10 protein-coding genes and 4 pseudogenes are annotated in these 13,424 nt (G+C 64.0%); 9 read left to right on the forward strand and 5 right to left on the reverse strand.

Annotated features, from left to right (window positions below):
- Window positions 1-193: 193 nt before the first annotated feature.
- Window positions 194-1,018, reverse strand: a complete 825-nt coding sequence (locus ABZ420_RS35220; RefSeq protein ID WP_357132297.1) for a hypothetical protein — start codon at window positions 1,016-1,018, stop codon at window positions 194-196.
- A gap of 114 nt (window positions 1,019-1,132) precedes the next feature.
- Here ABZ420_RS35220 and ABZ420_RS35225 point away from each other — a divergent pair, with 114 nt between their 5' ends.
- The gene (locus tag ABZ420_RS35225) at window positions 1,133-1,285 is read left to right on the forward strand and encodes a hypothetical protein (RefSeq protein ID WP_357132300.1); all 153 of its coding nucleotides are present in this window, start codon (window positions 1,133-1,135) and stop codon (window positions 1,283-1,285) included.
- 49 nt (window positions 1,286-1,334) lie between these two features.
- Here the strand turns inward: ABZ420_RS35225 and ABZ420_RS35230 are convergent.
- A pseudogene (locus ABZ420_RS35230) lies at window positions 1,335-2,317 on the reverse strand (IS30 family transposase).
- Window positions 2,318-2,966: 649 nt separating this feature from the next.
- Between ABZ420_RS35230 and oprI the strand changes: the two are divergent.
- Together oprI and ABZ420_RS35240 are read left to right on the forward strand one after the other, a co-directional pair.
- Window positions 2,967-3,050: pseudogene (gene oprI / locus ABZ420_RS35235) on the forward strand (outer membrane lipoprotei OprI); the annotation flags it as partial.
- 407 nt (window positions 3,051-3,457) lie between these two features.
- Window positions 3,458-3,988 carry a hypothetical protein gene (locus tag ABZ420_RS35240; RefSeq protein ID WP_357132303.1) on the forward strand — a complete coding sequence of 177 codons (531 nt, stop codon included), beginning with the start codon at window positions 3,458-3,460 and terminating at the stop codon, window positions 3,986-3,988.
- A gap of 110 nt (window positions 3,989-4,098) precedes the next feature.
- On the opposite strand, the pseudogene ABZ420_RS35245 reads toward ABZ420_RS35240, so the two are convergent.
- Window positions 4,099-4,305: pseudogene (locus ABZ420_RS35245) on the reverse strand (helix-turn-helix domain-containing protein); the annotation flags it as partial.
- Window positions 4,306-4,554: 249 nt separating this feature from the next.
- On the opposite strand from ABZ420_RS35245, the gene ABZ420_RS35250 reads away from it, so the two are divergent.
- From ABZ420_RS35250 to ABZ420_RS35260, 3 genes are all read left to right on the forward strand, one after another.
- On the forward strand, window positions 4,555-5,043 hold the full coding sequence (locus ABZ420_RS35250) for a hypothetical protein (RefSeq protein WP_357132306.1): 489 nt from the start codon (window positions 4,555-4,557) through the stop codon (window positions 5,041-5,043).
- A 286-nt stretch (window positions 5,044-5,329) separates the two neighbouring features.
- Window positions 5,330-5,461, forward strand: coding sequence for a hypothetical protein (locus tag ABZ420_RS35255; protein WP_357132309.1), 132 nt, complete (start codon window positions 5,330-5,332; stop codon window positions 5,459-5,461).
- A 566-nt stretch (window positions 5,462-6,027) separates the two neighbouring features.
- Window positions 6,028-6,237 carry a MerR family DNA-binding transcriptional regulator gene (locus tag ABZ420_RS35260; RefSeq protein ID WP_357132324.1) on the forward strand — a complete coding sequence of 70 codons (210 nt, stop codon included), beginning with the start codon at window positions 6,028-6,030 and terminating at the stop codon, window positions 6,235-6,237.
- 825 nt (window positions 6,238-7,062) lie between these two features.
- On the opposite strand, the gene ABZ420_RS35265 is transcribed toward ABZ420_RS35260, so the two are convergent.
- Window positions 7,063-7,890 (reverse strand): GAF domain-containing protein, encoded by an 828-nt coding sequence (locus tag ABZ420_RS35265; protein WP_357132312.1) that lies wholly within the window; start codon window positions 7,888-7,890, stop codon window positions 7,063-7,065.
- 1,902 nt (window positions 7,891-9,792) lie between these two features.
- On the opposite strand from ABZ420_RS35265, the gene ABZ420_RS35270 reads away from it, so the two are divergent.
- The 3 genes from ABZ420_RS35270 (at window position 9,793) to ABZ420_RS35280 (ending at window position 12,940) form a co-directional block, all read left to right on the forward strand.
- Complete coding sequence (locus tag ABZ420_RS35270) at window positions 9,793-11,106, forward strand: ISL3 family transposase (protein ID WP_357132315.1); 1,314 nt, start codon at window positions 9,793-9,795, stop codon at window positions 11,104-11,106.
- A complete protein-coding gene (locus ABZ420_RS35275) occupies window positions 11,025-11,393 on the forward strand; it encodes a transposase (RefSeq protein ID WP_357132318.1) in 369 nt (122 codons plus the stop codon). Before ABZ420_RS35270 ends, ABZ420_RS35275 begins: the two co-directional genes overlap by 82 nt.
- Before the next feature lie 1,376 nt (window positions 11,394-12,769).
- On the forward strand, window positions 12,770-12,940 hold the full coding sequence (locus ABZ420_RS35280) for a hypothetical protein (protein WP_357132321.1): 171 nt from the start codon (window positions 12,770-12,772) through the stop codon (window positions 12,938-12,940).
- Window positions 12,941-13,139: 199 nt separating this feature from the next.
- On the opposite strand, the pseudogene ABZ420_RS35285 reads toward ABZ420_RS35280, so the two are convergent.
- Window positions 13,140-13,424: pseudogene (locus ABZ420_RS35285) on the reverse strand (transcriptional regulator); the annotation flags it as partial.

The raw sequence follows: 13,424 nt of genomic DNA on the forward strand, positions 1-13,424 counted from the left end.
ATCCAGCCCAGCCACCCACGCAGCCAGATCCTCATCGATCAACACAACGAAACAGACTACCGCCCAACATAACGAAGTGCGGCTGGAGTACTAGTACTGCAACGGCGGTCAGTCCGGGTAGCCCGCCTATCCCACACCGACGAAGAGGGCACCCACTCACCTGACTGCCGTTGCAGTATTAGCGGTAGGGGTTTCAGATCGACTGCGATGGCGGTAGCTCAGTCGATGGATCCTGGTTTACCAGCCGCTGCAATAGCAGCCGTATCTGCTGAAGCTCCGACGTTGACGGTGGGATCCGGGCAGCGGCCTCTTTCTCCTGGGCCCTCCTGTCCAGCTCCAGCTCCAGGGCACTGGTAGTGATCGGGGGCGGCGCCTGCCACGACTTTGGAGGCGCGGCCGCCGGAGCCGTATCAGGCAGAACGAAGGCAGCCGACCAACCTCCATACGGCGCGTTCAACCTCTGGTTCGCCTCTTCCATCAACTGCCGGGCGGCCCGGTTGATCTCTGGGTTCACCTTTCGCCCGGCGGAATTCAGGTCGGGTGGTTGCGGTGGCCGGCCGTCGGGACTCGGGGGCGGTGCGGCGGCAGCCGATGGCATAGTTCGGGGTGAGGTTGGAGGATGCTGTACCGCCGGTTCCGGCGGCGGCGCCGCGGTATCGGTGTGCGGCGGCGAGGGGTTCTGGGCGTCGGACCACAGCGTGAGCAGTTCGGCGAGGACGCGTGGAGCGTCCCGCTGACCTATGCGTTGCTGGTCGAGGAGGACTCTCACAAGAGATTCCAGATTGGGCCATCGCGGGATGGCGCGGCCTCCCAGAACATCACGGACACCTTGATGGCTCAGCGTCCCGGGCAAGTCGTCGCGGTCGCGGATCCAGCCGCTGATGGTCCGCAGGCCGGGTTTTCCCGCTCCGAGGTAGAGCTCGTGCAGGACAGCGGTGAGTTGTCTGTGGGGTCCCGGCGGGAGCACCACTTCGTTGGGCATATTGATACCGGCCACGGCGACCTCGAATTGCGTCAAGTTCTGTCAGCTTCCAGTATCCGCAGGCCTCGTCGCCGAGGGGCGAAGTATGCGAGACGTCAACGGTCGTCCAGATTCGTTCCAGCACTTCACGCCTGGCCCAGTGTTGGTTTCATGACCACGAACAATCGCGATCGCGGCAACGCCATGGCCCACAATCACATCGACAGCCAACGCAGCGCGCTGACTCGCGCGGCAGTCGGCGGCGTCTTCGCCGGCCTGGTGCGAGCGGCGGTCACATGGATCCTCGATCATGTCTTCCCATAGCCAACGCCGCCGGCGCGCGACAGCACTTGTCTAAGAATCGTTGCTGCGCTCAAACAGTCAGCGCGTCACCACTGTTCAGACGCTCAGCGTAGACCTCGGCAGGGCTGCAGTACCCGTGGATCTTGCGGGGCCGGTGGTTGAGTTCGAGGGCTATGGCGTCGAGATCGTCCTGGGTGAACCGGCGAAGATCGGCGTTCTTCGGTAGATATTGGCGCAGTAAGCGATTGGTGTTCTCGTTGGTGCCTCGCTGCCACGGGCTTCGAGGTTTGCACAGATAGATCGGCGTGCCGGTCGCGGCAGTGATGGACTTGTGGCCTGCGATTTCGCGGCCCCGGTCCCAGGTCAGGGATCGGCGCATCGTTGTCGGCAGGCTGAGCAGGTATTTCGTCAAGTAAGGGGTGACCTGGTGCGCCTTGATGCCCTCGGGCAGCGCGACCAGCGCGGTGAATCGGCTGGTCCGCTCGACCAGTGTCGCGATGGCAGACGGGCGTGAGCCCATCACGAGGTCGCCTTCCCAGTGCCCTGCGACCCGGCGGTCTTCGGCTTCGATCGGCCGTTCGCTGATCGGCACCAGGTCGGTGATGACTCCGCGACCGTCTCGACGGCGGCCGGCTCGTTTCGGATGTCGCATCAGCCGGCCGGTTCGTAGTCGGCGCGTCAGTGTTCTCTCGATCGCTCTACGTCGGGGATCGAACAACGCCAGGTAGATCGCCTCGTGAGAGATCTGCTTCGATTCGTCGCCGGGGAATTCCCGGCGCAACCATCCCGCGATTTGCTCAGGCGACCAACGAACCGAGAGCTTGCCCTCGACGAGCTCTCGCAGCATCGGATTCTGCACCAGCTTGGCTGGTTTCGGCCGTCGCGCACGGTGATAGGCCCGCTGATCAGCCACCGCTGCCCGATAGGCGCCGTATCCGCGTTTCGCGCGATCTCGCGCGCGATCGTCGAGGGCGAACGGCCCAGCCCGGTGGCGATCGTGCGGGCCGAGCTGCCCGCGGCCAGGCCGCGGGAGATCTCCTCTCGCTCGGCCATCGTCAAATGTTGGATGCGCCGCTGCGGCGGTCGGCGTTGGAGTCCTCCGGTTTGGGCCAGGAATCGCCTGACGTGCTGCAGCGGCATCCCGAGGGATCGCGCTATCGCACTGAACGATTCTCCCGCTCGCCACCTACGCCACACCTCGTCCTGACGAGCCGCAGACATTCCATAGTCCCGCACCCAAACCTCCACGCCGACATGATCATCCACGCGGTGATGCAGTCACCCCTTGAGCCCAAGATTGATTTTCGACACCTCATGGTGCTGCGGTGAGTGTGGTGGGGCGGTGGGCGTTTCGACACTGGTTCCGGCGCGTACCGATGAATGCGTGGACGGCGCTGTGGTGGAGTTGGATCTCGCGGCCGTGTCGTTGGGGCAGGCACGGGCCGCGGTGCGGCGCCTGCTCGAGCACGCCACTGGTATCGGCGTCGAGGACGCGGTGCAGGTGTGTGACGAGTTGGCCAGCAACGCGGTCATGCATGCTCGCGCGCGTCGCGGCTCGTGTGCCGATGATTTGGTACCGACCCGCCTTCTGCATGGGATGATTTGCACGGTTGGTACCCGAGCCCGACCAAAAGGAGGCACTGTCATGGCCGACCAGGACGCCGCATCCGAGGACACCGGAGCCGACACGAACGCCAAGGCCGCAGCAGCGGCAAAGGCACAACAGACGGCCGACGAGGCCAACGAGCGTGCACTGCGGATGCTCGAGAAAGCCAGCAGAAAATAGTAGTGTTCAACGCCTTGACGGCAGGCAGCGGACGAATCGACTGCCTACCGTTGCTGTGTCTCGTCTTCATCGTCCATGACCAGAGCCAGATCACGAAGCGCGAGCACCGTCGAGAATCGATCAGTTCTTGGACAGCGGCTGTCCGAGCGGAAGGCCCAGGGCCTCGACTGGTTCGCCCTGTTCAACAAACGTGTCGAGTATTGGTAGATCGGGGTCGGGCCGAGATGCACCTACGGGTGGAGTTTTGAACGCATAGCGCGCCGCAGCCGAGGCGGGCAGCGGATTTGCCGGTATCAGCAACCGGACACGTCCCATCGAAATACCCTCGTAGCAGAGAGTTTCCTGTAGACCGTAACCGCGCGGGGGCCGGTGGGACCTTGCGCGCGGCTGAATGAAGGAGACAGGCCATGTCGGACGCCACACCTGATCTGGAAGCCAGCGAGCACGAAGTCATTCCTACTGATGCCGGTGACGCCTCTGTACCGGGCAACCCTCAACTCCGGTTGACTCTCGGTATCACACGTGAGGGCCGTGTGACCGCCAGGCCGTACGACGGCACGCAGGAGCAGAGCTTCAACGTCGTTGACCAAGCCGACGGCTCGAAGGGCATCCGCTGTCAGTACTACGACCTGGCCCTCGGCATGACCGCCAACGGCGTGAACGTGCGGCCCTACGATGGCAGCCCGGACCAGAGCTTCACCTTCGTAGGGATCAATAACGGATATGGATCCACGAGCATCCGAAGTAAGTACGACCACAACATCGCACTTGCCACGACTGGCACCAACAATGTCCACGCAAGGCCATACGAAGGCAAATACCCCGAATCATTCAACCTGCACGGACAAGCCGACGGCTCCACCGGCATCCGCAACACCTACATGAACGGCTCGCCCGCCACCGCTTCAGAGCCCGCCACCCCGGCCGCTGAAGCGTAGGAGCAAACCTGCAGGACCATGCGGGGCACACCGCTGACTGACGAGCCGGATCTCACACGCACCCTCGGCCGACGCCTCCCTTTCGTGTTCGAAACCAGACAATTCACAGGTCAGGACTTGGTCGTGTCAGCCCGCAGGTAGCTGTAGACGGTTTCACGGCTGACACCGAATTCCTTGGCTAGCGCGGCTTTCGACTCCCCGCCGGCCGCCCGGTCGCGCAGCTGGTCTGCCTGCTCGGTAGTGAGCGCTGGTTTGCGTCCGGTGTAGGCGCCGCGAGCCTTCGCTGCGGCGATGCCCTCGCGCTGGCGTTCGAGGATTCCGAATCGAGGACATCCGCCAGCACGTGAACCGTGCGACGTGCCGTTGCAAGCGGCTGAGGTTCGTGTGAGCGGCGATAGAGTACGTGACGCAGGAGGTTCCATCCTGCGGCGGCGCGAAACCGGCTCATGTCTGGCGAGCATCTTGCCGCTGGACTCGAGCTGTGTCTTCACGATGTTGCACTGGTTTCGGGAGCGCCTTTTCCAGCCATTTTCACTGGTTTACTCCACTACGAAAGGACTGGGCAAATGGAAACCGAGGTTCACGCGAACAAAGGCTGGCAGCACGTCGGTAAAATACCTGAGGCGGGGAACCTGTACGCCGAGGGCAGCTGGTCCTTCAACGACAACAGCGGTGGTGCATGCACCTGCAAGTCCGACGGCACGGGCCTGACAGGTAACTATTATGTCCAGAAGATAAGCAAGGGAGATCCGAAGTATCCCTATAGCGGAGAAGAGGCCAAGGTCGGCCAGCTGATCTATCGCGTGGGGGAACAGGGCCTGCCAGAAGCCTTGGATCGTCGGCACCACTTCGCAGGTGGCGAGGACTTGTGGATGAGGATCAACGACATCGACAGCGGCCTCGGCGACAACAAGGGTTCCCTGAAACTCCGGTTCGTCAGCGCCCGCGAATCTGCGGAATACAATCAGCGGATGGCCCTCACGAACTCTTATGGGCATCCCATCGGCACACGCTACACACGCAATGCGGCGGGCGGGTACGATAAAGTCAACTGAACCCGGCAAGATCATATGCGACCGTAATCAGCGGTGATTCACCGCGAACATCCACCCGAGCAATAAGCAACCCCAACCGCTGATAGTTGTGGATGGAATGCGCGTCATCGTCGGGGTGCCTGGTTCTTCGACCCACCCCGACGATGACCCGGTCATTTCACGTTCGAAACTGTGCAATTCGCGGTTCAGGATGCGGCGGCGTCGGTTCGCAGGTACGGGGGTTCCGGTAGTGATCACCGAAAAATCAACGGATGTGGCGTAGTTCCTGGTCAGGGATGGGTGCAACGTGGAAGGTTCCGGCTGTCTACTGGTCTTGTGGACGCTGGAGGACGACCTGGGCCTGGCGGCGGGTGCGGAGGTCGGTTTCCTCGGGTGTGAGCGGGTCGTCGGGGCGGCGGACGCGGGCGTTCCGGCATGAGGAACACCTCACCAGCGCAGAAAAAAAGCTTCACTCCAGGATGTAGACATCCTGTGAAGTCCGGTATACAGTCGCTCGCGTTGGAGATGAAGAGTCTGGTTGGCCGGGCAGGTGAACTGCCCGGAAAGCAAGAACTACCGTCCCCTCCGGCGGAGAAGAGAACCCGGTGCAGTCGGCCGGACCGCCGGAGGGGACGACGAAACACCGCAGGTCTCGTCGTCGATCCGGGAGGTGGTCGCTGAAGCAGTTGCCTACACCTTGCACGCCCGGGAAGTGCCGGGCGCAGTGTTCGACGTCGGCTCTGCGGGTCGACGATCGGAATTGATATCCAAACCCCCTCGATCCCGGGCCCCGGCGCACAGTGCGCCGGGGCCCGTCGGCGTTGAAACCAGAGGTGTAGTGCGGCAACCGGACACAGACCCCACAGACCCGACAGACCACACCGACGCTTCCGGTGCCGCCGAGAGGCTCGATGACGAGGACTATCCCGCCTACAGCATGGGCAGAGCCGCGGAATCCTCGGCGTCACCCCCGCCTTCCTGCGCGGTCTCGACGCTGCTGAACTACTGACCCCGCAGCGCTCCCCGGGCGGGCACCGCCGCTACTCCCGCTACCAGCTGCGTATCGCCGCCCGCGCCCGCGCGCTGGTCGACTCCGGCACACCGCTGGAGGCGGCGTGCCGGATCATCGTCCTGGAAGACCAGCTCACCGAAGCCCTCGAACTCAACGCCCAACTCTCCCGCCAAGACCCACCCCCACCGGACCCCAACAGCTGAACCCTTTCACCCGCCGCCGTGGCGGGCGCCGAGTTCGGCCCACACCGTTTTCGGATGTGCCCTACCGGCGCAGCGCAGCCCCGGCTCCGCGCCCGGGGCTGCCTGCGTGTCGTATGGATCCCGCCGATCAGACCTTGTAGCCCAATTGCCGCAGAGCCGCCAGAAGGCCACCATCCGGCTCGTTGGCCTTACCCCAGCAGAGGCCGACGAGTGCGCCCATAGTCCCCTTACGGACCATATCCATCAAAGCCGCCTGGACGGCCGGGTGGCCTTTCACGGCGGGATTGTTGGGAAACGGGCCGTCGTACCCTCCCGACCCTTCGGGCCCCTCCGGCGAGAACGCGGTGACAGAGTGCTGCTGGTCGCGGGCGGAGTCTCGGTGTTAACTGGAAGACGACGAGCACGCGATCGCGCAGGCCGTGCTCGAGGCGCCCGGCCGCTACCCGTTCAGCATCCGCACCGAGACGCTCGTAGCGGCGGATCCCGCGTCGGAGGCGTGAGGCGGGTAGTCCTACCTGCTGCCGTCGATGCGTTCGAGCGCCGCGGCGAGCAGTGGCAGGGTGCCTTCGGCCAGCCGGTACTCCACGATCGTGGGGTTCTGGGGGTCGTCGGTGCTGCGTGACTCGATCACGCGTGGTGGCGGGAGCTGTCGGTCGTGTCGTGCATGGCCTGCCGCATCGTCGTGCGCATGCCGCCCAAGGCAGTGACGCCCAGGGGAAACAACAAGTGCACCATGAGGCCGGTAGCTGTGGGTGCGCTCGTGGCGGGCGGTCACCCGGGCTGTCGGTGCCGCACGGGGGCCGGGAGGTTGGTTCGTGGTGACGGTCAGCGGTTGAGGTAGGCGGCCAGGCCACCGAGTTCCTCGTTGGCGATGAACACCGAACGGACGTTGATGACGGCCTCTTCGACGTGGGTGGTGCAGCCCCAGGCCGAGTCACCCCACGAATCGGCGATCTTCAGCTCGGCCGCCGCGGTGCAGCCGGCGGTGCCGCCGAGCTGGCAGTGCTCAGGGTGCGGCGTGGTGGCCTGTACGGCCGCCGCGGCTCGTATCTGGGCGGCGAGCTCGGCGGCGGCAGCGGCGCGTTGCTCGGCATCGTCGCGCAACTGGCGTTCGGCGCGTACCGCCTTGATGGTGGCCAGGCGCAGCTCCAGGTGCTGCGCAACCTGGTCGGCGAGATAGCCGAGCACGGTCCTCTGCACCTCGCTCAACTCCCGAGGCATGGCGTCGATTGCGGTAACGGTGCCGAGGTGGTGCCCGTCGGCGGTGACGATCGGGGCGGCGGCGTAGAACCGCAGCCCCAGCTCACCACGTACCAACGGATGATCGAGTGTGCGCGGATCCGTGACCGCGTCGTTGACCACGTACGGGCCCTCGGCGCAGAACGCCGACGCGCACAGTCCCGGTTCCGTGCCGACCTGCGCGACACCGTCCAGTCCCTTGGCCGCGGCGAACCAGACCCGGTCGGCATCGACGATGCTGACCGTGGCGATCGGGGTGCCGCACACCGCTGCGGCGGTCGCCGCGATGGTGTCGAACTGGCCGTCGGTTGGAGCGTCGAGGATCTCGTAACGGCGTACCGCAGCTAGCCGGGCGGGGTCGGTGAGGGCGGTTCTGTCAGCGGTGATCGACACGGTGTGGTGCTCGCTTCCCATGGGGGTGTCCAGACCGGGCTAGAGTACGTGGTTGCGGCGGTCATGGTCAGGCCGCCGCGTATCGGCCGGTTCGTCGGGAACCGAGCCACCCAGTCCTTCAGCTCGGCCAGCCACCGGCCATGACCGCCGAGCAGATTCGCCAGGCCCGATGGACGACGACACCACCGACGGGAAACGCGCCGGATGCGGGCGACCGGGCTCGGCGAGGGCGCTGAGCCAACCGAAGGTGTAGGCGCCGCGGTGGTCCCGCCCACCTACCCGTCGGACTGTGTTGCTGCGCAACCGTACTCGCCGTCGAGCGCAATGTCCTTTGCGTCCGCTAGCGAATGTTACCGGGGTCGTGGCCGAGCGGAGGTCTGGCGGTGTCGGCGCCGTTGGCGGTCCTCCGCGTCACGCCGAGCGACGAGCCGTAGAACATGGAAACCGCAGTAGTGGCGCAGATCTGCTACGGGTATGCCGCCGCCGAATTACTTGCTCGACAACAGCCGTGGAGCGTACGAAAGAACGTGGCCCCGACTCGTGCGGTCGGGGCCACGTCAAAGACCGGAATGCGGAGAGCAGATCTCTGGTCAAGGAGACCACCGCAGGCCCTGGCCATCCCCATGTGGTGGAGACTCCCGGAGTTGCCGCAGTATAAGATCACACAGGCTTTCGAGATGTCAAGGAGATGGGTTGACCAGCCTGGTCGTTTGGATAGCAGTGGACCAACGTGGCCCCGCCTCGGCGTACATCGCCACTGACAGTCGAATAAGCTGGCCGAATACACAGTCCTCCGCAACGTGGGATAACGCTCGAAAAACCTACGCAACGCGGCATTCTGCGGACCTCATCGGATATGTCGGCGACGTGCTGTATCCCTCGCAGGTCCTTCCCGCGGTCGTAGCACGCTTGGACGAGATGCAACCAGCAGGGACTGTCGATGAGGCGCAGGACCGCGTCCTGAAGCTTGTCGAGGCCGCATGGAGGAACGTTCCACCAGAGACACGGCCGCATCGTAGTGAGTTGGTGCACTGCACCAGGGTCGGAAGCGGCATGCAGTGTGAGTTCGGTGCCCAAGTTCTACGACTTCCCGCCGGGGGGCGCGAATGGTCGACGGTCAAGCTGCCGATACCCACGATCAGCTCGAAGCTTGAGTTCCTGGGCAGCGGAACGAGGAGCCTGAAGGCTGCACACGCTGAATGGATCAGGCCGAGCATGGCGGCTGATGATCAGAGACGAACGAGTCGAGCAATCTTCACGTCATTCTGTGAGTCGCTGCGCTCAGGAGCCGACCGGTTCAGCGGTGGAGCGCCGCAGTTGGTCGGGATGTACAGGATCGGGTCTGGCCGATCATACGGAATACATTGGAATGGTGAGACGTACCGTCATGGCAGCTCTCTCGATCAAGATCCCCCGGCGGATGTCCAGTTCTACAACTCGCGATTCGAGCGCGTGGACTACGAGGGCCATCTGCTTGATGGCGCGCAGCGACATTCTCCCATCCCTACATAGCGCTCGGCGCTACGACTCTATACTTGACTATCTCAGTTATGCACTGATTCAGTGTTCGGTATCCAGATAATAATTCGATCCAGCCAATCGACAAAATGGACGGCATCGCAATTGCCCGCGATCCTTCGTATGCGCACAAAGAGCCAGCGCCTTCTTCACCGTGTTCTTCGAGATATTCATCCGCCGAGCGATCGCGCGAATCGCCATCCCTCTGCCCGATGCAACCGGCGGATCTCCGCCAGTCCTCCACTTTCAGCACCTCATGATCGTTCACGGGGTGGGTCAGCATTCACCCGGGATCAGAGGGTCAGTCTTCAGGTTCTGGCTCGCATTTCGTGAATGACCCAGCTCCTGGGATGCGTTGAGCTGCTTGGTCGTTGACGAAGAGGTCGGTGTTCTGATCTTGGTGTGTTGACGATCTTGTTTCCGCACCTGGACGGCCTGGTGATCGGCGCGGTCCGTGCTGTCGGTTCGACGGTCCGGATCGACGCGGCCACCGTGGACAAGCCGGTGGAGTGTCCCTGCTGCGCGGCAGTTTCGCGCCGCGTCCACAGCCGGTACCGGCGCCGGTTGTCCGACACCGCGATCTCCGGGAGGAAAGTGGTGATCGCCCGGCGGATCCGCCGGTTGTTCTGCGACAACCCGGCGTGCGGGAGAAGAACTTTCGCAGAGCAGGTCCCGAAGCTCGCCGCCCGTTACGCCCGTCGGACGCTGTTGCTGGAGCAGGTCTTGCGCCCGGTCGCGCTGGCGCTGGGCGGCCGAGCCGGGGCCCGGTTGACCGGGCACCTTGCAGCCCAGGTGGGTCGCATGACCCTGTTACGCCGGATCCGCGCACTGCCGGATCCGAAACGAACGATGCCGCGCGTACTCGGGGTCGACGACTTCGCGCTGCGTCGCGGGCACCGCTACGGAACAATCCTGATCGACATGGACACCCGCCGCCCGGTCGAGGTCCTGACCGACCGCACCGCGGACACCTTGACCGCATGGCTGCTGGCCCATCCGGGCGTCGAGGTCGTCTGCCGTGATCGCGCCGGCGCCTACGCCGAGGCCGCGACGAAGGGTGCACCCGATGCGATCCAGGTCGCGGATCGCTGGCACCTCTGGCACAACCTCGGCGAAGCCGTCGAGCGCACCGTCGCCCGGCACCGGGCCCATCTCAGCGCAGCGGTCGAACATCGCGACGAGCAGCAACTACCCGAGATCGGCAAGGTCGCCGCGGCCATGCGGCGTGGGCCGGTCGACCCGGTGCAACGCCGCGACCGCGTCGCGGTCCGCACCCGGGAACGCTACGTCCAGGTCCACGCGTTGCTGGCCGAAGGCGAAACCATCCGGGCCATCGGTACGCGACTGGGCCTGGCGCGCAACACCGCCCGCCGGTTCGCGCGCGCCCAGTCGCCGGAGGAATTGTTGGTCAACAACCGAACCGGCTACCGCGCCGGTCTGCTCGACGAATTCAAGCCCTACCTGCACGGACGCTGGAACGAGGGCTGCACGAACGCCACCCGGCTGTTCGAGGAGATCCTCACCCGCGGCTACCGAGGCCGAGCGAGCATGGTCCGCGCATACCTCCACCAATTCCGGTCGACCGCGCACGTCCCGGTGCCGCCACCCAGACCACCATCCGCGCGCCGGGTTACGGCATGGATCATGACCGATCCCGCGACGATGACCCCGACGACCAGCGGCGCCTCGACGCGATCCTCGACGCCAGCCCGGAATTGAAATCCCTCACCAGCCATGTCCGCGCGTTCGCGGTCATGATGACCGAACTGAAAGGCAAGCAGCTCGAATGGTGGATGAGCTGCGTCGATGCCGATGACCAGCCTGCGCTGCAGTCGTTCGTTCGTGGCCTGCGTCGCGATCAGGACGCGGTCACCGCGGGTCTGAGCATGCGTTGGAGCAGCGGTGTGGTCGAGGGCCACGTCAACCGGATCAAGATGTTGAAACGGCAGATGTTCGGCCGCGCCAAGCCCGACCTGTCGAGGAAGCGAATCCTGTTGAGCGAGTAGCCAACAGCACGAGCGACTTCACAAAATTTGGGCCAGAACCAGGCTTCAGACGGAAGCGACACGGAATCCCCGGACTACCGGATCGCGGCGCGAACTGTCTCAACTGAAGATCTCGAAACTGGAGGTTCGATCATAGAAGCACGGTATAACGACCCCGACTAGTCGGTTCGCCCTCCCCATGCCCGCCTCGATACAACGTCGGCAACACATTGGTCGTGTGGGCAATGTGGCACGACCGATGCGTTGGATAACGAAGACTGCGCTCGCTGCACACGGGGTGTACGCCCAGAAGGCTGAACTAACGCGAAATACTCTGACGTGTGGCAGCAGTTTGGTCCTGCCACATACCGGGGATCTCTGACCGTTGAATTCGGCGGCCAAGCGCTGTCCTTGCTGGCTGTTCAGTTATCGGAAACCGAGGTGTGGCCGACCTTGCGTGACCCTCAAGGCCTCCCGAGTGCTCCGACCCCACAGTTGCGGGCCGCGACCGGGGCAACTGGCTGATCGCTATGCCGTGATCGCCCCTTCGGGGATCTGTCCCTGCGCAGTCAGCGATGTTGACGAGACTCCCATGGATCCCTACGCTACTCGCCCGACGAAGCCGCCATCCAAGCCGTACACGCGAACAGCGAATCCTGAAGGGATGAGGCCTCAGTCGAGGTTGCCAAAAAGTAGCTACCGCGCGGGTGGGCCAGCGTGTCGTGTCGGCGACACGCCGCAACGGTCGAACACGTGAGCTGCCACCCAAGATCGCGCCTGTCCTGCCCGGGCCGACTTACTGTTCGACCGGCGTCAGACACGGAGTCGAAGCAGTGAGCCTTTTGACGCCCAGATGGAGATGCCAACCATGGAGCCGATTCGATCCATCTCACCAAAATCTCACACTTTCGACGGGAAATGTCCGGATCTGATGGGACTCATCCAGCGCCGGGCTTCGCCGCAAAGTGCTTTTGACCAGGCTTGATGAGGCGCGTCGGGATCGATTGGGGAGACTTGAACCTGGGTCGAGTGGACACGGCTCCGCGCCAGCATCGAACGTCGCCGTCTCCATGAGCGATCACAGGAACATCCGTCCTGTTCCTGCCATCGGCACACCGAGCGCCAACGTCTCCTGTCGGCGGTGTCAACCCGCGACTCCTGTTGTCTGCGAACACGCAGGTGGCGCGAGGCAACAAAGATGCGCTTCAATAGGTGTCGGGAGAATCGGCAGGCAGGTCACCAACGAGGTGACTTCATGCCGCTTGATACCCGTAGCGCGGTAGCTGGTGGATGCTTGCCAGCTTCTACTTGGATTTTCACCAGCCAAGTCGCGCGCACAGTGCGCCCATTTCCCGCGAGCCGGGCCGCTCACCAGCAACACCCCCAGGTGGCGCGGCATGGGTGAGAACAACGGTCAGTCGCGTGAATGGACTGACGAGGAACTTGCCTACATCAGCGAGGTCCAGCGACGGCTTTCCGGTCCGCTGACCGAGCGTCAACTCGCCGTGCTCCGGCGATGGTGGCACGGCGGCTACGCCACAAACCGGACATACGAGCCAGATCCCTGAAGTCTCGGGACAATCGAGCACATCACCCCACTACACTTCGTGAGGCCGCACTCTCCTGATTTGAGGACGACGAAGGAGTCGGGGCTTCCACTCGATGCCGCACGCGCTTGCGCCGGCTTCATTCCTCCCGGCGAGCCTTGAACGATCCGGGACACCACGCGCGGTGAACTCGCCCACGACACCGCATGAACGGCGAGACTCAGCCTGCCGCAGCGTGATACATCTCCCGATGCTCAACCCACGGACGCCCCCGCTCCTCCGGACTCATCGCCAACAACTCCCGCAACTTACCCCACGCCACCTCATCGGTCGGCGTATACACCTGCATCCACGCATTCGGCACCGACGGCAACGACATACTCGTCAAAAACATCTCCAACTCCCCCACAGCCAAATTCCGCACCTGCTTCGTCCTACTCACCGGCACCGCCACATCATTCAACGCCCACAACGACGCGAAACTCTCACTCTCCACACACAACTC

It is taken from the genome of Nocardia sp. NPDC005745, from assembly GCF_040630775.1.
Classification (GTDB): Bacteria; Actinomycetota; Actinomycetes; order Mycobacteriales; family Mycobacteriaceae; genus Nocardia.

Bases quoted from the DNA above. Each gene is read 5' to 3' on its own strand.
- ABZ420_RS35275 (WP_357132318.1), top strand. From the start codon at position 11,025: ATGGATCATGACCGATCCCGCGACGATGACCCCGACGACCAGCGGCGC.
- ABZ420_RS35280 (WP_357132321.1), top strand. From the start codon at position 12,770: ATGGGTGAGAACAACGGTCAGTCGCGTGAATGGACTGACGAGGAACTT.
- ABZ420_RS35240 (WP_357132303.1), top strand. From the start codon at position 3,458: ATGTCGGACGCCACACCTGATCTGGAAGCCAGCGAGCACGAAGTCATT.
- ABZ420_RS35265 (WP_357132312.1), bottom strand. From the start codon at position 7,890: ATGGGAAGCGAGCACCACACCGTGTCGATCACCGCTGACAGAACCGCC.
- ABZ420_RS35250 (WP_357132306.1), top strand. From the start codon at position 4,555: ATGGAAACCGAGGTTCACGCGAACAAAGGCTGGCAGCACGTCGGTAAA.
- ABZ420_RS35225 (WP_357132300.1), top strand. From the start codon at position 1,133: ATGACCACGAACAATCGCGATCGCGGCAACGCCATGGCCCACAATCAC.